Below are 17,033 nucleotides of genomic sequence, written 5' to 3' on the forward strand. Positions count from 1 at the left end.
CCGTATCAGCCAGTGATACGGGCGTCCGACGCTCTGGGCCGTCTGAGAGAATTGACCCGTGATCTCTCGAATCGATCTGCGCGGCGAGGCCCTCCCCGAGGGTTCCGCCCTGCGTGACCTGCTGCCCCGTGCCGAGTTCGACGTGGAAGCCGCCCTGGAGAAGGTGCGGCCGATCTGCGAGGACGTACGGCATCATGGCGCCGCAGCGGTGATCGACTACGGGGAGAAATTCGACGGCGTCCGCGTCCCGGGCCTGCGCGTCCCCGCCGAGGCGATCAGCCGCGCCCTCGACGAGCTCGACCCGGCCGTCCGCGCCGCCCTCGAGGAGTCCATCCGGCGTGCCCGGCTCGTCCACCGCGAGCAGCGCCGCACCACCCACACCACCCAGGTCGTGCCCGGCGGCACGGTCACCGAGAAGTGGATCCCGGTCGAGCGCGTCGGCCTGTACGTGCCGGGCGGCCGCTCGGTCTACCCGTCCTCCGTCGTGATGAACGTCGTCCCGGCCCAGGAGGCCGGCGTCGAGGGCATCGCCGTGTCCTCCCCGCCGCAGCGGGAGTTCGGCGGCCTGCCGCACCCGACGATCCTGGCCGCCTGCGCCCTCCTCGGCGTCGACGAGGTCTACGCGGCCGGCGGCGCCCAGGCCGTCGCCATGTTCGCGTACGGCACCGAGGGCACCGCCGACGAGCCCGGCTGCGCCCCGGTCAACCTGGTCACCGGCCCCGGCAACATCTACGTGGCCGCCGCCAAGCGCCTCCTCAAGGGCCGCATCGGCATCGACGCCGAGGCCGGCCCCACCGAGATCGCGATCCTCGCGGACTCCACCGCCGACCCCGTGCACGTCGCCGCCGACCTCATCAGCCAGGCCGAGCACGACCCGATGGCCGCCTCCGTCCTCGTCACCGACTCCGAGGAGCTGGCCGAGGCCGTCGAGGCCGAGCTGAAGACCCAGGTCGCCGCCTCCAAGCACGTCGACGACCGGATCGTGCCCGCCCTGGCCGGCAAGCAGTCCGCGATCGTCCTCGTCAGCGGCCTGGACGACGGTCTGAAGGTCGTCGACGCCTACGGCGCCGAGCACCTGGAGATCCAGACCGCCGACGCCTCCGCCCTCGCCGACCGGGTCCGCAACGCGGGCGCGATCTTCGTCGGCCCCTGGGCGCCGGTCTCCCTCGGCGACTACTGCGCGGGCTCCAACCACGTGCTGCCCACCGGCGGCTGCGCCTGCCACTCCTCCGGCCTGTCCGTGCAGTCTTTCCTGCGCGGTGTCCACATCGTGGACTACACGCGCGACGCGCTCGCCGAGGTCGCCCACCACGTGGTGACGCTCGCCGAGGCGGAGGACCTGCCCGCGCACGGCGCTGCGATCAAGGCCCGGTTCGGGTGGAAGGTGCCCGAGAGCAAGTGACCGACACGAACGACCTCGGCAAGAACGACACGACCCGCCGGGACGGCCTCCGCGGTGACGGCATCCGCGGTGACGGCACCCGTCACGACGGGATCGGGATCGACGACCTGCCGATCCGCGACGAGCTGCGCGGCAAGTCCCCGTACGGCGCGCCGCAGCTCGACGTCCCCGTCCAGCTGAACACCAACGAGAACCCCTACCCGCTGCCCGAGCCGCTCGTGGCCCGGATCGCGGAGCGGGTCGCCGAAGCCGCCCGCGGCCTCAACCGCTATCCCGACCGGGACGCGGTCGAGCTGCGCACCGAGCTGGCCCGCTATCTGACCCGTACGGGCAAGCACCCGGTCGGCCGGGAGAACGTGTGGGCCGCCAACGGCTCCAACGAGGTCCTCCAGCAGCTGCTGCAGACCTTCGGCGGGCCCGGCCGCACCGCGATCGGCTTCGAGCCCTCGTACTCGATGCACGCCCTGATCGCCCGCGGCACCGGCACCGGCTGGATCTCCGGCCCGCGCCACGAGGACTTCACCATCGACCTCGCGGCGGCCGAGCAGGCCGTCGCCGAGAACGCGCCGGACGTCGTCTTCGTCACCTCGCCCAACAACCCCACCGGCACGGCCGTCGAGGCCGAGACCGTTCTGGCGCTCTACGAGGCCGCCCAGGCCGCCAAGCCCTCCCTGGTCGTCGTCGACGAGGCGTACGTGGAGTTCAGCCACCGCGACTCGCTGCTGCCGCTCATCGAGGGCCGCCCGAACCTGGTGGTCTCCCGGACCATGTCCAAGGCCTTCGGCGCCGCCGGACTGCGCCTGGGCTATCTCGCCGCGCACCCGGCCGTCGTCGACGCCGTCCAGCTCGTCCGCCTGCCGTACCACCTGTCCGCCGTCACCCAGGCCACCGCCCTGGCCGCCCTGGAGCACACCGACACCCTCCTCGGGTACGTCGAGCAGCTCAAGGCCGAGCGCGACCGCCTGGTCACCGAGCTGCGGGCGATCGGCTACGAGGTCACCGAGTCCGACGCCAACTTCGTCCAGTTCGGCCGCTTCGACGGAGCCGAGGGCTCCCACGCGGCCTGGCGGAAGATCCTCGACCGGGGCGTCCTGGTCCGGGACAACGGCGTACCGGGCTGGCTGCGGGTCACCGCCGGCACCCCTGAAGAGAACGACGCGTTCCTCGACGCGGTTCGTGAGCTGAAGAAGGAGCAGAACGCATGAGCCGCGTAGGCCGCGTTGAGCGCACCACCAAGGAGACGTCCGTCGTCGTCGAGATCGACCTCGACGGCACCGGAAAGGTCGACGTGTCGACCGGGGTCGGCTTCTACGACCACATGCTCGACCAGCTCGGTCGGCACGGTCTGTTCGACCTGACCGTGAAGACCGACGGCGACCTCCACATCGACTCGCACCACACCATCGAGGACACCGCCCTCGCCCTCGGCGCCGCCTTCAAGCAGGCCCTCGGCGACAAGGTCGGCATCTACCGCTTCGGCAACTGCACCGTCCCGCTGGACGAGTCGCTCGCCCAGGTGACCGTCGACCTCTCCGGCCGTCCCTACCTGGTGCACACCGAGCCCGAGAACATGGCGCCGATGATCGGCTCCTACGACACCACGATGACCCGGCACATCCTGGAGTCCTTCGTCGCCCAGGCGCAGATCGCGCTGCACGTCCACGTGCCGTACGGGCGCAACGCGCACCACATCGTCGAGTGCCAGTTCAAGGCCCTCGCCCGCGCCCTGCGCTACGCCTCCGAGCGCGACCCGCGCGCGGCCGGCATCCTCCCCTCGACGAAGGGCGCGCTGTAACCGTGAACGGCCTTTCCACCGTCCTGATCGTCGTCGGGCTCTTCCTCCTCGGCGGCATCTACTCCTTCGCCAAGCAGAAGATGCCCAAGAGCCTGATCGTGCTGCTCTCCATCGGTGCCGCGATGTGCCTGTCGGCCGGCGTCCTGCGACTGGACGTGTGGTCATGACGGCAGCCGCTCCCAAGAAGGTCGTCGTCTTCGACTACGGCTTCGGCAACGTCCGCTCCGCCGAGCGGGCCCTCGCCCGGGTCGGCGCGGACGTCGAGATCACCCGCGACTACGACCGGGCGATGAACGCCGACGGGCTCCTCGTCCCCGGCGTCGGCGCCTTCTCCGCCTGCATGGAGGGCCTCAAGGAGGCCCGCGGCGACTGGATCGTCGGACGCCGGCTGTCCGGCGGCCGGCCCGTCATGGGCATCTGCGTCGGCATGCAGGTCCTCTTCGCCCGCGGCATCGAGCACGGCGTGGAGAGCGAGGGCCTCGACGAGTGGCCCGGCACGGTCGAGCCGCTCCGGGCGCCCGTCGTGCCCCACATGGGCTGGAACACGGTCGACGCGCCCGCCGGCAGCGAGCTCTTCGCCGGCCTGGACGCCGACGCCCGCTTCTACTTCGTGCACTCCTACGCGGTGCGCGAGTGGGGCCTGGAGGTCGGCAACCCCAACATCCGCGCGCCGAAGGTCACCTGGGCCACCCACGGCGAGCCGTTCGTCGCCGCCGTCGAGAACGGCGCCCTGTGGGCGACCCAGTTCCACCCCGAGAAGTCCGGCGACGCCGGCGCCCAGCTCCTCACCAACTGGATCGGAACGCTGTGAGCACCCTCGAACTCCTCCCCGCCGTCGACGTCCGCGACGGCCAGGCGGTCCGCCTCGTGCACGGCGAGTCCGGCACCGAGACCTCCTACGGCTCGCCGCTGGAGGCCGCCCTCGCCTGGCAGCGGTCCGGCGCCGAGTGGCTGCACCTGGTCGACCTGGACGCCGCCTTCGGCACCGGCGACAACCGTGAGCTGGTCCGCCAGGTCACCGAGGCCATGGACATCAAGGTCGAGCTCTCCGGCGGCATCCGCGACGACGCCACGCTGGCCGCCGCGCTCGCCACCGGCTGCACCCGGGTCAACCTCGGCACCGCCGCCCTGGAGACCCCGGAGTGGGTCGCCAAGGTCATCGCCGAGCACGGCGACAAGATCGCCGTCGGCCTGGACGTGCGCGGCACGACGCTGCGCGGCCGCGGCTGGACCCGCGACGGCGGCGACCTGTACGAGACGCTGGCCCGCCTCGACTCCGAGGGCTGCGCCCGTTACGTCGTCACCGACATTGCCAAGGACGGCACGCTGCAGGGCCCCAACCTGGAGCTGCTGAAGAACGTGTGCGCGGCCACCGACAAGCCGGTCGTCGCCTCCGGCGGCGTCTCCTCCCTGGACGACCTGCGGGCCCTCGCCGGGCTCGTGCCGCTGGGCGTCGAGGGCGCGATCGTCGGCAAGGCGCTGTACGCGAAGGCGTTCACGCTGGAAGAGGCGCTGGCGGCGGTGGCTTCCGTATGACCGACTCGGTACGCAGGGTGGTGACGGGCGCTCCCTGGGAGGAGCAGTTCGGCTACTCCCGCGCGGTCGAGCTGCCGAACGGCACGGTCCTGGTGTCCGGCTGCACGTCGGTCATCGGCGGCGCGATCGCCGACGGCGGCCCCTACGAGCAGGCGATCAACTCCTTCAACGTCGCCTTCGACGCCCTGAAGCAGCTGGGCCTGGGGCCCGAGCACGTCGTGCGGACCCGGATGTACATCACCCACGCCCGTGACGTGGAGGAGGTCGGCCGGGCCCACAAGGAGCTGTTCGACGCCGTCCGCCCGGCCGCGTCCATGATCATCGTCTCCGGTTTCGTCGACCCGCGGCTGGTCGTCGAGGTCGAGGTGGAAGCTTTCCGAGGTGAGGGCGCATGAGTCTCGCCGTACGCGTGATCCCCTGCCTGGACGTGGACAACGGCCGGGTCGTCAAGGGCGTCAACTTCCAGAACCTGCGGGACGCGGGCGATCCCGTCGAGATGGCCAAGCTGTACGACGCCGAGGGCGCCGACGAGCTGACCTTCCTGGACATCACCGCCTCCTCGGGCAACCGCGAGACCACGTACGACGTGGTGCGCCGCACCGCCGAGCAGGTCTTCATCCCGCTGACCGTGGGCGGCGGCGTGCGTGCGGCGGACGACGTCGACCGGCTGCTGCGGGCCGGGGCCGACAAGGTGGGCGTGAACACGGCCGCCATCGCCCGCCCCGACCTCATCCGGGAGATCGCCGAGCGCTTCGGCCGCCAGGTCCTGGTGCTCTCGGTCGACGCCCGGCGGACGGCGACCGGTTCCTTCGAGGTGACGACGCACGGCGGCCGCAAGGGCACCGGCATCGACGCGGTCGAGTGGGCGCACCGGGCCGCCGAGCTGGGCGCGGGCGAGATCCTGCTCAACTCGATGGACGCGGACGGCACGAAGGACGGCTACGACACCGAGATGATCGCGGCCGTGCGCAAGCACGTCACCGTGCCGGTGATCGCGTCCGGCGGTGCCGGCAAGCTGGCCGACTTCCCGCCGGCCGTCGCGGCCGGCGCGGACGCGGTGCTCGCCGCCTCCGTCTTCCACTTCGGCGATCTGCGGATCGGCGAGGTCAAGCAGACGCTGCGGGAGGCGGGCCACGAGGTCCGCTGAGGCCGATTCCGCTTGATGAAGGGCCCCTTCGGGGGCCCTTCTTCTTTCCGCAGATGCGCAGGATTATTTGTGCAAAATCAATTGCGCAAGTTTTCTTTCGCATCTACGGTCATGCCCATGACCTCGCAGGAGAACCGTCGCATCGACGACCTCGGCACCCTGAAGGCCATCGCGCACCCGCTGCGCATGCGCCTCTACCGCGCCCTGTTCGTGGCCCGCACCGCCACCGCCTCCCAGCTCGCCGACCAGGTCGACGAGGCCGTCTCGCTCGTCAGCTACCACCTGCGCAAACTCGCCGAGCACGGCCTCATCGAGGAGGCCGAGACCCAGTCCACCGACGGCCGCGAGCGCTGGTGGCAGCCCAGCTCGTACGGGCTGAGCATCCGCGACGAGGACGTCCGCGGGAACCCGGAGACGGCCGCCGCGAGCGACGCCGTCGGCCGCACCCTCAACGAACAGCGCATCGAACTCCAGCGCCGCTTCATGGACGAGCGGCTCACCTGGTCCGACGAGTGGCGCTCGGCCGCCATCAGCTCCGAATGGCTGCCGCGCCTGACCGCCGCCGAACTCGCCGCGCTCGGCAAGGAGCTCGACGCGCTCCTGACGAAGTACGACCAGGCCGCCCGCGCCGCCGAGGCCGCCGGCGACACCGAGGGCCGCGAGAACGTCGCCGTCCACCTCAACGGCTTCCCCTACCGGAGCTGACGGCGATGACCACGACCACTGCCACCGCCACCGCCACCGCGCCTTCCGCAGTCGCGGCCGAAGCCCGCCGCCCCGCCCACCGCGATCCCCAGGTGCTGCGTTGGCTCGGCGCGTACACCGCCTCCACGCTCGGCGACAGCGTCTACTACCTCGCCCTCTCCTGGACCGCCGTCAGCAGCGGCACGCCCGCCCAGGCCGGCCTCGTCCTAGCCCTCGGCGCCGTGCCCCGCGCCCTGCTGATGCTCGGCGGGGGAGTGGTCGCCGACCGGCTGGGCCCGCGCCGGCTCGTCATCGGCTCCGACGCCGTCCGCTGCCTCGTCGTCCTCGGCCTCGCCGCGACCCTGTTCCTCGCCGCGCCCGGCCTGTGGGTGCTCGCCGCCGTCGCCCTCGCCTTCGGCGTCGTCGACGCCCTCTTCCTGCCCGCCGTCGGCGCCCTGCCGCCGCGCGTCGCCGACCGCGACCAGCTCAGCCGCGTCCAGGGCATGCGCGGCCTGTCCCACCGCCTCGGCTCCGTCCTCGGCGCCCCGCTCGGCGGCCTCGCCGTCGCCCTCGGCGGCCCGGCCACCGCCTTCGCGGTCGCCGGACTGCTCTTCGCCCTCTCGCTGCCCCTGCTCCGCGCCCTGCGCCTGCGACCGCTGCCCGCCGACGGCGAGAACCGCGACGGCACCGCCCTGCGCGACCTCGCGGACGGACTGCGCTATCTGCGCGGGCACCGCCTCCTCGGCCCGATGATGATCGTCGTGCTCCTCAGCGACCTCGGCTTCGCCGGCCCCTTCAACGTCGGCCTCACCGTCCTCGCCGAGCAGCGCGGCTGGGGCGCCTCCGGCATCGGCTGGATCCTCGCCGGCTTCGGTACGGGCGCGGGCGCCGCCTCCCTGCTCCTGACCGTGTGCCGACGCGTCCCGCACGCGGGAGCCGTCAGCGGCTGGACCATGACCGTCGGCGCCGCCTCCATCGGAGCCCTGGCCTTCACCGCGCACCTGCCGGTCGCGGCCGCGACCGCCCTGGCCGTCGGCCTGCTCGCCGGACTCTCCGGAGCGCTGTGCAACGCCCTCGTCCAGACCGAGTGCGACCCGGCCTACCTCGGCCGCGTCACCGCCGTCTCCAGCCTCTGCTCCCTCGGCCTCGCACCGCTCAGCTTCCCGCTCACCGGCGCGGCCATCGAGCTGTGGGGCGTGGGCCCGGTGTACGCCGTCAGCGCGTCCGTCTGCGCCCTCGCGGGCGTCTACAGCCTCGCCGTCCCCGCCATCAGGCGGGCCGAGCTGCCGCGATAGTCGGGGGGAAGGGGCGGCGCGGCCCGGGGCCCTTCACGCGGTGGCGGCGGCGCCTTCCGCGTACGGCGGCGGCGCCGTCCACGTACATCAGCGCCGTCCGCGTACATCGGCTCCGTCCGCCTACCGCGGCGGTGGTGCGAGCCGCGTCAGATCCCCAGCTGCTTCGTGGTGTGCAGCCGCTCCACCGCCTCCGGCTCGCCGTCCACCTCCACCTTCGCCGCGTCCTGCCGCCCGAAGAGGAACATCGTCAGCTCGCCCGGCTCGCCGGAGACCGTCACCACCGGAGTCCCGCGGCGTGCCACCGCCGTCTGCCCGTTCGGGCGGCGCAGCACCAGACCGACCGGCACCTTCCGGCCGAGCAGCCGCGCCGACTTCTCCAAGCGCGACCACAGTGCGTCGGCGAAGACCGGGTCGAGCTCGCGCGGCGACCAGTCCGACTGGGCCCGGCGCACGTCCTCGGCGTGGACGTAGAACTCCACGACGTTCGCGCCCTCGTCCACCTGCTTGATCGTGAACGGGGACAGCCGCGGCGGGCCCGTACGGATGAGCTGGATCAGCTCCGCGTACGGCTTGTCGGCGAACTCCGCCTGCACCCGCTCGAGCCGCGCCTTCAGCGCCGGCACGGGCACCACGGCGCCCGCCGCCGCGTCCGGACGGCGCTCCCGCACCACCACATGGGCCGCCAGGTCACGGGTGCTCCAGCCCTCGCAGAGCGTCGGCGCGTCCGGGCCGGCCGCCTCCAACAGATCGGCGAGCAGAAGCCGTTCACGCTTGGCATGGGTCGACATGCCCGCCAGCCTACGGCGGCCGCCACCGGTCCGCCCAGTGGACGCTCCGCCGGACAACACCGCCGGTCACGGCACAATGGCGCCATGAGCAGCACGCCCCGGACCCCCAGCGACCTCGACCCGGCCATCGCCGCCCGCCTCAAGCGCAGCCCCGACGGACTGGTCCCCGCCATCGCCCAGCAGTACGACACCGGTGAGGTGCTCATGCTCGGCTGGATGGACGACGAGGCGCTGCACCGCACGCTGACCACCGGCCGCTGCACCTACTGGTCCCGCAGCCGGAACGAGTACTGGGTCAAGGGCGACACCTCCGGCCACGTCCAGCACGTCAGGTCCGTCGCCCTCGACTGCGACGCCGACACCCTGCTCGTCAAGGTCGACCAGGTCGGCGCCGCCTGCCACACCGGGGCCCGCACCTGCTTCGACGCCGACGTGCTCCTCGCGGCCGAGTAGGGTCTGGCGCCATGGATCTCGAGACCTTCCGCAAGCTGGCGGCCGACCGCCGCGTCATCCCCGTCAGCCGCAGGCTCCTCGCGGACGGCGACACCCCGGTCGGGCTCTACCGCAAGCTCGCCGCCGAACGCCCCGGCACCTTCCTCCTCGAATCCGCGGAGAACGGCCGCAGCTGGTCGCGCTACTCCTTCATCGGCGTCCGCAGCGACGCCACCCTCACCGTCGAGGACGGGCAGGCGCACTGGCTCGGCACCCCGCCCGTCGGCGTCCCCGTCGACGGCGACCCGCTGGCCGCCCTGCGCGCCACCGTCGAGACCCTCCACACCCCGCGCGACCTGGCGGCCGGCATGCCGCCGTTCACCGGCGGCATGGTCGGCTACCTCGGCTACGACATCGTCCGCCGCCTGGAGCGCATCGGCGAGCACGGCCGCGACGACCTGCGGCTGCCCGAGCTCACCATGCTGCTCACCAGCGACCTCGCCGTCCTCGACCACTGGGACGGCTCGGTGCTGCTGATCGCCAACGCGATCAACCACAACGACCTGGAGACCGGCGTCGACGAGGCGTACGCGGACGCCGTCGCCCGCCTCGACGCGATGGCGGCCGACCTCGCCCGGCCGGTGGCGACCACGCCCGCCGCCCTGCCCGCCTCCGAGCTGCCCGAGTTCTCCGCGCTGTGGGGCGGCCCGGCCTACCAGGACGCCGTCGAGGACATCAAGGAGCGCATCCGGGCCGGCGAGGCCTTCCAGGTGGTGCCCTCGCAGCGGTTCGAGACGCCCTGCACCGCCTCCGCGCTCGACGTGTACCGGGTGCTGCGGGCCACCAACCCGTCCCCGTACATGTACCTCTTCCGCTTCGAGAACGGCTTCGACGTCGTCGGCTCCTCGCCCGAGGCCCTGGTCAAGGTCGAGGACGGCCACGCGATGCTGCACCCCATCGCCGGCACCCGGCACCGCGGTGCCACCCCGCAGGAGGACCACGACCTCGCCGAGGAGCTGCTCGCCGACCCCAAGGAGCGCGCCGAGCACCTCATGCTGGTCGACCTCGGCCGCAACGACCTCGGCCGGGTGTGCGAGCCGGGCTCGGTGGAGGTCGTCGACTTCATGTCGATCGAGCGCTACTCGCACGTCATGCACATCGTCTCCACCGTGACCGGCAAGGTCGCCGAGGGCAGGACCGCCTTCGACGTGCTCACCGCCTGCTTCCCGGCCGGCACCCTGTCCGGGGCGCCCAAGCCGCGCGCGATGCAGATCATCGAGGAGCTCGAACCCTCCCGGCGCGGTCTGTACGGCGGATGCGTCGGCTATCTCGACTTCGCCGGCGACTCCGACACCGCCATCGCCATCCGCACCGCCCTGCTGCGCGACGGCACCGCGTACGTGCAGGCCGGAGCCGGTGTCGTCGCCGATTCCGACCCGGTCGCCGAGGACAACGAGTGCCGCAACAAGGCCGCCGCCGTGCTCCGCGCCGTCCACACGGCCAACCGGATGCACACGACCGGATGAACGACGAAGGAGCCGGTAGGGGATAGTGGGGTACGTGAGTGCTGTACCCGTACCCCAGCCCCGAGCCGCCCGAACGGGCGGCGCCGCCTCCTCCGGAGCCCGCCGCAGCCTGGCCGCGGCCCTGCTGCTCGGCGCGCTCGGAGCCACCGTCGTACTGCTCTCCGCCGGCCAGATCTGGGCCGAGGGCACCGCGTCCGTCGGCGGCGGCACCGTCCCCGTCGAGGCCAACGGCGGCAGCGTCACCGGCGTGCCGACCGCGCTCGCGATCGTCGGTCTCGCCGCGCTCGTCGCCGTCTTCGCCGTCCGCCGCACCGGCCGCACCATGGTCTCCGTGCTGCTCGCCCTGAGCGGCGCCGGCGCCGCGCTCGCGGCCGTCCTCGGCGCCTCCGACAGCGCGGCCCTGGACGCCGAGGCCGCCAGGATCACCGGCAACACGGCCGCCGCCGTCGACGGCCTCAGCCACACCGCCTGGCCCTACGTGACCGCGGCCGGCGCCGTCCTCATCCTGGTCGCGGGCCTGTTCGCGCTCCGGTTCGGCAAGTCCTGGCCGGCGATGGGCGGGCGTTACGAGCGCACCGGCGCCCCGCGCGCCGCCCGCCGCCCCGCGGCCGTCGACCCCGACCGCCCCGAGGACCTGTGGAAGGCCCTCGACCGCGGCGAGGACCCGACGCACGGCGGCTGACCGAGCCCGCGACCCCGACGCGTGATCGTTCGGGCACCCCGATTCATCGCGGCGCGCCCATGTGCGGAAGAATGAGACGTCACCACCGAGCAACACCAACGAGGAGCAACTCATGGCGGGCAGCGCCCACGGACACACCCCGGCCGCCTGGACCGGTGTCATCATCTCCTTCATCGGCTTCTGCATCGCCGGAGTCTTCATGGTGGCCGCCAACGTGCCCGGTTTCTGGGCGGGTATCGGCGTCATCCTGCTCGGCGGTGTCGTCGGCGGAGCGATGAAGGTCGCGGGCATGGGCATGCCGAAGGAGTCGGCCGCCGTCGTGGCCGCCCGCGAGGCCGCCACCGCGAGCGCGGTCGAGAAGGCCCACGCCTGATCCACGCGCCCTCCGCGTCATCAGCGTCATCAGCGTCACCCCGAAGGCGCAGCCCGGTGAGACCGGGCTGCGCCTTCGCGCGTCACCGGCGACAATTCACGGCGTGGACGCGAAGCCGACGGCGGGAGCCGTGACCGAATCCGCAGCAGCGGGCAGCCAGCGGCCGTCGGACGAGCCGGGCGGCCCGGACAGGGCGGCCGGCCCGGGTGCGCCGGGCACGCCGGGCGGCCCGGGTGCGACGAGCACGGCGCCGGCGGCGGGATCGGCGCCGGGGCCGGGGCCGGGGTCCTGGGAGCCGGCGCCCTCCGCCCCGTACGCCAACGGCTGGGGTCCCGGAAGCCCGCAGCCCGGCACCTACGCCCCGTACGCCAACGGCTGGGGTCCCGGAAGCCCGCGGCCCGGCTCCTACGCCCCGTACGGCCCACCGGCCCCGCGGGCGCTCGCGCGGCGGCTCCTCGCGCCGCTGGGCACGCTCACCGCCGTCGCGGCCGCCTTCGCGTACGTCGGGACCGTCGACCCCAACGAACCCGGCCACTACCCGGTCTGCCCGCTCCTCCGCTTCACCGGTGTCTACTGCCCCGGATGCGGCGGCCTGCGCAGCGCCCACGCCTTCGTCCGCGGCGACCTCGGCGCCGCCCTCGGCTCCAACGCCCTCGCCGTCGTCGGCTACGGAGTCTTCGCCGTCGTCATGGTCCTCTGGCTGATCCGCGCCGTCCGGGGCCTGCCCATGCGCCTCGCGGTCTCCCCGGTCTGGTGGTGGGGAATCGGCGCCGTCCTGGCTCTTTTCACCCTCGTACGAAATCTTCCCTTCGGCGCCGCGCTGGCGCCCTGACCTGCCGAGAAGTCCCAGTACGTGGGACGCGGCTCCCACCGATGCGGGTCCGGGGCCCACCTGCGGATACCATCGACGTGGCTGAACCGTGTTCATCGAATCCCGGAAGGGGGCCTCTCGCGTGAGTGTGCTCGACGAGATCATCGAAGGCGTGCGCGCCGACCTCGCAGAGCGGCAGGCGCGGGTCTCCCTCGACGAGCTCAAGGAGCGCGCCGCCAAGGCTCCGCAGGCCAAGGACGGTGTCGCCGCACTGCGCGGGGACGGCGTCAAGGTGATCTGCGAGGTCAAGCGCTCCAGCCCGTCCAAGGGCGCGCTCGCCGCCATCGCCGACCCGGCCGGCCTCGCCGCCGACTACGAGGCGGGTGGCGCCGCAGTCATCTCCGTCCTCACCGAGCAGCGCCGCTTCGGCGGCTCGCTCGCCGACCTGGAGGCCGTCCGCGCCCGGGTCGACATCCCGGTCCTGCGCAAGGACTTCATCGTCACCGCCTACCAGCTCTGGGAGGCCCGGGCGTACGGCGCGGACCTCGCGCTGCTCATCGTCGCGGCCCTGGAGCAGGAGGCGCTGGTCTCCCTCATCGAGCGGGCCGAGTCCATCGGCCTCACCCCGCTGGTCGAGGTCCACGACGAGGACGAGGTCGAGCGGGCCGTCGACGCGGGCGCCCGCATCATCGGCGTCAACGCGCGCAATCTGAAGACCCTCAAGGTCGACCGTTCCACCTTCGAGCGCGTCGCCCCGGAGATCCCGGCCGGCATCGTCAAGGTCGCCGAGTCCGGCGTCCGCGGCCCGCACGACCTGATCGCCTACGCCAACGCCGGGGCCGACGCGGTCCTGGTCGGCGAGTCGCTGGTCACCGGCGGCAATCCGAAGGCCGCCGTCGCCGACCTGGTCGCCGCGGGCGCCCACCCGGCGCTCCGCCACGGCCGGAGCTGACCCGCGCATGAGTCTCCGCCACGCCACGCCGCCGCACGTCCCGGGCCTCGCCGCCCGGGGCGCGGCCGGTGTGCGCGCGGACGGAGGCGACCGCCGTCACGCGCCGCTCGCCCGCGGCTGCCGCCCGCGCGGCTGCCGGGCACCCGCCCGCCGTGTGCACGGCCGCCGGGTGCGGTACGTGATCGGTGACGAGCCGGGTCAGGTCAACGGCATGCGATGGCGCCCGCGCGACCCGCGCGACCTCACGTCCCCCTCCTGACCCCTGGCCCCTGGTGGGCCTGCGGCCCGGCCTTCGCCGCCACCGCGTTGTGGGCATTCGTTCCGCCGGGGCGGAACGGGTGGGCACAACGGACGGCGCCCCTTGCCGGGCCTAGGCTCCGGCGCCCTGCCCCGCACCACGACTGCGGCGCGCTCCGGATGCGGGTTCAGGCGCAGGTGCGGAACGCGCCCGCAAGGGCGCCGTCCCGTGTGCCCACCCGTCCCGCCCCAGCGGGACGAATGCCCACACGGCGGTGGCGAAGCGCGCCGCATGGGGCGGACGTGAGGAGGTCGCGCATACCGTGACCACCATCAGCACGCGTACCCGGGGCACCCGCCCCGCGAGGAGCAACCGCATGTCCAGCGAGTTCTTCATTCCGGACCCGGACGGCCGGACCCCCAGCCCCGAGGGCTACTTCGGCGCCTACGGCGGCAAGTTCATCCCCGAGGCCCTCGTCGCCGCCGTCGACGAGGTCGCCGTCGAGTACGAGAAGGCCAAGACCGACCCCGAGTTCGCCCGCGAACTGGGCGACCTGATGGTCCACTACACCGGCCGGCCCAGCGCCCTCACCGAGGTCCCGCGGTTCGCCGAGCACGCCGGCGGGGCGCGGGTCTTCCTCAAGCGGGAAGACCTCAACCACACCGGCTCGCACAAGATCAACAACGTGCTGGGCCAGGCGCTGCTCACCAAGCGCATGGGCAAGACCCGCGTCATCGCCGAGACCGGCGCCGGCCAGCACGGTGTCGCCACCGCCACCGCCTGCGCCCTCTTCGGCCTCGACTGCACCATCTACATGGGCGAGATCGACACCCAGCGGCAGGCCCTCAACGTCGCCCGCATGCGCATGCTCGGCGCCGAGGTCATCGCCGTGAAGTCCGGCAGCCGCACCCTCAAGGACGCCATCAACGAGGCGTTCCGCGACTGGGTCGCCAACGTCGACCGCACCCACTACCTCTTCGGCACCGTCGCGGGACCGCACCCCTTCCCCGCCATGGTCCGCGACTTCCACCGGGTCATCGGCGTCGAGGCGCGCCGCCAGATCCTGGAGCGCGCCGGCCGCCTCCCCGACGCGGCGATCGCCTGCGTCGGCGGCGGATCCAACGCCATCGGCCTCTTCCACGCCTTCATCCCGGACTCCTCCGTCCGGCTGATCGGCTGCGAACCGGCCGGCCACGGCGTCGAGACCGGCGAGCACGCCGCCACCCTCACCGCCGGCGAGCCCGGCATCCTGCACGGCTCCCGCTCCTACGTCCTGCAGGACGAGGAGGGCCAGATCACCGAGCCGTACTCGATCTCGGCCGGCCTGGACTACCCCGGCATCGGGCCCGAGCACGCCTTCCTCAAGGACAGCGGCCGCGGCGAGTACCGGGCCGTCACCGACGACGCCGCCATGCAGGCCCTGCGCCTGCTGTCCCGTACGGAGGGCATCATCCCGGCCATCGAGTCGGCGCACGCCCTCGCCGGGGCCCTGGAGGTCGGCAAGGAGCTCGGCAAGGACGGGCTGCTCGTCGTCAACCTCTCCGGGCGCGGCGACAAGGACATGGACACCGCCGCCCGCTACTTCGGCCTGTACGACACCGACGCAGCGGTGGCCGCCGACGCGGCCGACATCGCGGAGATCGAGGGGGACGCCAAGTGACCGGGAACATCCAGCTGCTCAGCGACACCCTCGCCGCGGCCAAGGCCGAGAACCGGGCCGCGCTCATCGCCTACCTCCCGGCCGGCTTCCCGACCGTGGACGGCGGCATCGCCGCGATCAAGGCCGTCTTCGACGGCGGCGCCGACGTCGTCGAGGTCGGCCTGCCGCACAGCGACCCGGTCCTCGACGGCCCGGTCATCCAGACCGCCGACGACATCGCCCTGCGCGGCGGCGTCAAGATCGCCGACGTGATGCGCACGGTGAAGGAGGCCCACGCGGCCACCGGCAAGCCGGTCCTGGTGATGACCTACTGGAACCCGATCGACCGCTACGGCGTCGAGCGCTTCACCGAGGAGCTCGCCGCGGCCGGCGGCGCGGGCTGCATCCTGCCCGACCTGCCCGTCCAGGAGTCCGCCGGCTGGCGCGAGCACGCCGACAAGCACGGTCTCGCCACCGTCTTCGTCGTCGCGCCCAGCAGCAAGGACGAGCGCCTCGCCACCATCACCGCGGCCGGCTCCGGCTTCGTCTACGCCGCCTCCCTGATGGGTGTCACCGGCACCCGCGAGTCGGTCGGCGAGCAGGCCGCCGACCTGGTCCGCCGCACCCGGGCCGCCGGCGAGCTGCCCGTCTGCGTCGGCCTCGGCGTCTCCAACGCCGCCCAGGCCGAGGAGGTCGCCGGCTTCGCCGACGGCGTCATCGTCGGATCCGCCTTCGTCAAGCGGATCCTCGACGCCGACGGCGACGAGCAGGCCGGGCTCGCCGCCGTAAGGGAACTGGCGGCCGAACTCGCCGAGGGCGTCCGCCGCACCCCGTAACCCATACGGGTGGATTCGTCACCGGGGAGGCACGCGCGTGCCTCCCCGGTTCGTTGCTGTGGGCGTGAGCGAGAACAACCGAGACGGTATGCAGAGCGCCCGGGAGCGCCTCAAGCAGCAGCGGGAGCGCGAGAAGGCCCGCGAGAAGCAGCGGCGCGTCCTCGTCGTGTCGGCCGCGGTCGTGGGCGTCCTGGCCCTGGCCGCGGTCGTCGGCGTGATCGCGGCCAACAGCGGGGGCAAGGACAGCTCCGACAAGGCCGGCCCCGTCGTCGAGCCCACCGGCTCCATCGGCGGCGACAAGCCCGCCATTCCCCAGGGCAGGCCGGACGCCCCGTCCACGCTCGCGATCTGGGAGGACTTCCGCTGCCCCGCGTGCGCCCAGTTCGAGGCCGGCTTCCGGGACACCATCCACCAGCTGGAGGCCGCCGGAGCCGTCAAGGCCGAGTATCACCTCGCCACCCTCATCGACGGCAATCTGGGCGGCAGCGGCTCGCTGCGCGCCGCCAACGCCGCGGCCTGCGCCCAGGACGCCGGGAAGTTCACGGCGTACCACGACGTGCTGTACGTCAACCAGCCGCAGGAGACCGACGACGCCTACGCGAAGAACGACAAGCTGATCGAGCTCGCCGCGAAGGTCCCCGGCCTCGACACGCCCGGCTTCCGCTCCTGCGTGGAGGACGGCACGCACGACGGCTGGGTGAAGAAGTCGCACGACGCCTTCCGGAGCAGCGACTTCAACGGCACGCCGTCCGTGCTGCTCAACGGAGAATCGATCTTCCCGCAGAAGGGCGGCGAGCAGATCTCGCCGGACAACCTGAAGAAGTGGGTCGCCGAGGCCAACAAGGGCAAGAAGGCCGGCACCGCCTCGCCGGCGGCGGGCTCCCCGGCCCGGTAGTT

The 17,033-nt window shown here is 73.0% G+C and carries 21 protein-coding genes; 20 read left to right on the plus strand and 1 reads right to left on the minus strand.

Translation table 11 applies throughout. The annotated features are described in order from the left end of the window. Nucleotides 1–58: 58 nt before the first annotated feature. The 10 genes from hisD to ACIGO8_RS20985 all read left to right on the plus strand — a co-directional run bounded on the left by hisD (nt 59) and on the right by ACIGO8_RS20985 (nt 7,859). Nucleotides 59–1,402 carry a histidinol dehydrogenase gene (gene hisD / locus ACIGO8_RS20940; protein ID WP_399732570.1) on the plus strand — a complete coding sequence of 448 codons (1,344 nt, stop codon included), beginning with the start codon at nt 59–61 and terminating at the stop codon, nt 1,400–1,402. Between the two features lie 92 nt (nt 1,403–1,494). Beyond that, nucleotides 1,495–2,607: a histidinol-phosphate transaminase gene (locus tag ACIGO8_RS20945; RefSeq protein WP_399733351.1), complete on the plus strand. Its 1,113-nt coding sequence runs from the start codon at nt 1,495–1,497 to the stop codon at nt 2,605–2,607. Then, entirely contained in the window at nt 2,604–3,197 is a 594-nt protein-coding gene (gene hisB, locus ACIGO8_RS20950) for an imidazoleglycerol-phosphate dehydratase HisB (protein ID WP_030492957.1), read from the plus strand. The genes ACIGO8_RS20945 and hisB overlap by 4 nt, the downstream gene beginning before the upstream one ends. A gap of 2 nt (nt 3,198–3,199) precedes the next feature. Continuing rightward, on the plus strand, nt 3,200–3,364 hold the full coding sequence (locus ACIGO8_RS20955; RefSeq protein WP_399732572.1) for a hypothetical protein: 165 nt from the start codon (nt 3,200–3,202) through the stop codon (nt 3,362–3,364). Next, nucleotides 3,361–4,008 carry an imidazole glycerol phosphate synthase subunit HisH gene (hisH, locus tag ACIGO8_RS20960; protein ID WP_399732574.1) on the plus strand — a complete coding sequence of 216 codons (648 nt, stop codon included), beginning with the start codon at nt 3,361–3,363 and terminating at the stop codon, nt 4,006–4,008. The genes ACIGO8_RS20955 and hisH overlap by 4 nt, the downstream gene beginning before the upstream one ends. Beyond that, nucleotides 4,005–4,733: a bifunctional 1-(5-phosphoribosyl)-5-((5-phosphoribosylamino)methylideneamino)imidazole-4-carboxamide isomerase/phosphoribosylanthranilate isomerase PriA gene (gene priA, locus ACIGO8_RS20965; RefSeq protein ID WP_399732577.1), complete on the plus strand. Its 729-nt coding sequence runs from the start codon at nt 4,005–4,007 to the stop codon at nt 4,731–4,733. Before hisH ends, priA begins: the two co-directional genes overlap by 4 nt. After that, nucleotides 4,730–5,128: a RidA family protein gene (locus ACIGO8_RS20970; RefSeq protein ID WP_399732579.1), complete on the plus strand. Its 399-nt coding sequence runs from the start codon at nt 4,730–4,732 to the stop codon at nt 5,126–5,128. The genes priA and ACIGO8_RS20970 overlap by 4 nt, the downstream gene beginning before the upstream one ends. Continuing rightward, on the plus strand, nt 5,125–5,880 hold the full coding sequence (hisF, locus tag ACIGO8_RS20975; RefSeq protein ID WP_399732582.1) for an imidazole glycerol phosphate synthase subunit HisF: 756 nt from the start codon (nt 5,125–5,127) through the stop codon (nt 5,878–5,880). The genes ACIGO8_RS20970 and hisF overlap by 4 nt, the downstream gene beginning before the upstream one ends. 117 nt (nt 5,881–5,997) lie before the next feature. Continuing rightward, nucleotides 5,998–6,585, plus strand: a complete 588-nt coding sequence (locus ACIGO8_RS20980; protein ID WP_399732584.1) for an ArsR/SmtB family transcription factor — start codon at nt 5,998–6,000, stop codon at nt 6,583–6,585. A gap of 5 nt (nt 6,586–6,590) precedes the next feature. Then, nucleotides 6,591–7,859: an MFS transporter gene (locus tag ACIGO8_RS20985; RefSeq protein ID WP_399732587.1), complete on the plus strand. Its 1,269-nt coding sequence runs from the start codon at nt 6,591–6,593 to the stop codon at nt 7,857–7,859. Between the two features lie 146 nt (nt 7,860–8,005). On the opposite strand, the gene ACIGO8_RS20990 is transcribed toward ACIGO8_RS20985, so the two are convergent. Then, nucleotides 8,006–8,647 (minus strand): TIGR03085 family metal-binding protein, encoded by a 642-nt coding sequence (locus ACIGO8_RS20990; protein ID WP_399732590.1) that lies wholly within the window; start codon nt 8,645–8,647, stop codon nt 8,006–8,008. Nucleotides 8,648–8,731: 84 nt separating this feature from the next. Between ACIGO8_RS20990 and hisI the strand changes: the two genes are divergently transcribed. The 10 genes from hisI to ACIGO8_RS21040 all read left to right on the plus strand — a co-directional run bounded on the left by hisI (nt 8,732) and on the right by ACIGO8_RS21040 (nt 17,031). Beyond that, on the plus strand, nt 8,732–9,100 hold the full coding sequence (gene hisI, locus ACIGO8_RS20995; protein WP_399732592.1) for a phosphoribosyl-AMP cyclohydrolase: 369 nt from the start codon (nt 8,732–8,734) through the stop codon (nt 9,098–9,100). Between the two features lie 11 nt (nt 9,101–9,111). Beyond that, a complete protein-coding gene (locus ACIGO8_RS21000) occupies nt 9,112–10,605 on the plus strand; it encodes an anthranilate synthase component I (RefSeq protein ID WP_399732594.1) in 1,494 nt (497 codons plus the stop codon). Nucleotides 10,606–10,630: 25 nt separating this feature from the next. Next, nucleotides 10,631–11,287, plus strand: a complete 657-nt coding sequence (locus tag ACIGO8_RS21005; RefSeq protein WP_399732596.1) for a TIGR02234 family membrane protein — start codon at nt 10,631–10,633, stop codon at nt 11,285–11,287. A gap of 112 nt (nt 11,288–11,399) precedes the next feature. Beyond that, the gene (locus ACIGO8_RS21010) at nt 11,400–11,660 is read left to right on the plus strand and encodes an HGxxPAAW family protein (RefSeq protein ID WP_399732598.1); all 261 of its coding nucleotides are present in this window, start codon (nt 11,400–11,402) and stop codon (nt 11,658–11,660) included. 103 nt (nt 11,661–11,763) lie between these two features. Next, the gene (locus ACIGO8_RS21015; protein WP_399732600.1) at nt 11,764–12,492 is read left to right on the plus strand and encodes a DUF2752 domain-containing protein; all 729 of its coding nucleotides are present in this window, start codon (nt 11,764–11,766) and stop codon (nt 12,490–12,492) included. A gap of 121 nt (nt 12,493–12,613) precedes the next feature. Beyond that, nucleotides 12,614–13,423 carry an indole-3-glycerol phosphate synthase TrpC gene (gene trpC, locus ACIGO8_RS21020; RefSeq protein ID WP_399732604.1) on the plus strand — a complete coding sequence of 270 codons (810 nt, stop codon included), beginning with the start codon at nt 12,614–12,616 and terminating at the stop codon, nt 13,421–13,423. Between the two features lie 7 nt (nt 13,424–13,430). Then, entirely contained in the window at nt 13,431–13,682 is a 252-nt protein-coding gene (gene trpM, locus ACIGO8_RS21025; protein ID WP_399732607.1) for a tryptophan biosynthesis modulator TrpM, read from the plus strand. A 355-nt stretch (nt 13,683–14,037) separates the two neighbouring features. Next, complete coding sequence (trpB, locus tag ACIGO8_RS21030; protein ID WP_399732610.1) at nt 14,038–15,321, plus strand: tryptophan synthase subunit beta; 1,284 nt, start codon at nt 14,038–14,040, stop codon at nt 15,319–15,321. Further along, entirely contained in the window at nt 15,318–16,136 is an 819-nt protein-coding gene (gene trpA / locus ACIGO8_RS21035; RefSeq protein ID WP_399732612.1) for a tryptophan synthase subunit alpha, read from the plus strand. Before trpB ends, trpA begins: the two co-directional genes overlap by 4 nt. A gap of 64 nt (nt 16,137–16,200) precedes the next feature. Next, the gene (locus ACIGO8_RS21040) at nt 16,201–17,031 is read left to right on the plus strand and encodes a DsbA family protein (protein ID WP_399732615.1); all 831 of its coding nucleotides are present in this window, start codon (nt 16,201–16,203) and stop codon (nt 17,029–17,031) included. Nucleotides 17,032–17,033: the final 2 nt, after the last annotated feature.

This window comes from Streptomyces sp. NPDC053493 (genome assembly GCF_044544825.1).
In the GTDB taxonomy this organism is placed as follows: Bacteria; Actinomycetota; Actinomycetes; order Streptomycetales; family Streptomycetaceae; genus Streptomyces.

Coding starts and splice junctions, on each gene's coding strand:
- hisB (WP_030492957.1), top strand. CDS start 2,604: ATGAGCCGCGTAGGCCGCGTTGAGCGCACCACCAAGGAGACGTCCGTC.
- hisH (WP_399732574.1), top strand. CDS start 3,361: ATGACGGCAGCCGCTCCCAAGAAGGTCGTCGTCTTCGACTACGGCTTC.
- ACIGO8_RS20970 (WP_399732579.1), top strand. CDS start 4,730: ATGACCGACTCGGTACGCAGGGTGGTGACGGGCGCTCCCTGGGAGGAG.
- hisF (WP_399732582.1), top strand. CDS start 5,125: ATGAGTCTCGCCGTACGCGTGATCCCCTGCCTGGACGTGGACAACGGC.
- ACIGO8_RS20980 (WP_399732584.1), top strand. CDS start 5,998: ATGACCTCGCAGGAGAACCGTCGCATCGACGACCTCGGCACCCTGAAG.
- ACIGO8_RS20985 (WP_399732587.1), top strand. CDS start 6,591: ATGACCACGACCACTGCCACCGCCACCGCCACCGCGCCTTCCGCAGTC.
- ACIGO8_RS20990 (WP_399732590.1), bottom strand. CDS start 8,647: ATGTCGACCCATGCCAAGCGTGAACGGCTTCTGCTCGCCGATCTGTTG.
- hisI (WP_399732592.1), top strand. CDS start 8,732: ATGAGCAGCACGCCCCGGACCCCCAGCGACCTCGACCCGGCCATCGCC.
- ACIGO8_RS21000 (WP_399732594.1), top strand. CDS start 9,112: ATGGATCTCGAGACCTTCCGCAAGCTGGCGGCCGACCGCCGCGTCATC.
- ACIGO8_RS21010 (WP_399732598.1), top strand. CDS start 11,400: ATGGCGGGCAGCGCCCACGGACACACCCCGGCCGCCTGGACCGGTGTC.
- trpM (WP_399732607.1), top strand. CDS start 13,431: ATGAGTCTCCGCCACGCCACGCCGCCGCACGTCCCGGGCCTCGCCGCC.
- trpB (WP_399732610.1), top strand. CDS start 14,038: ATGTCCAGCGAGTTCTTCATTCCGGACCCGGACGGCCGGACCCCCAGC.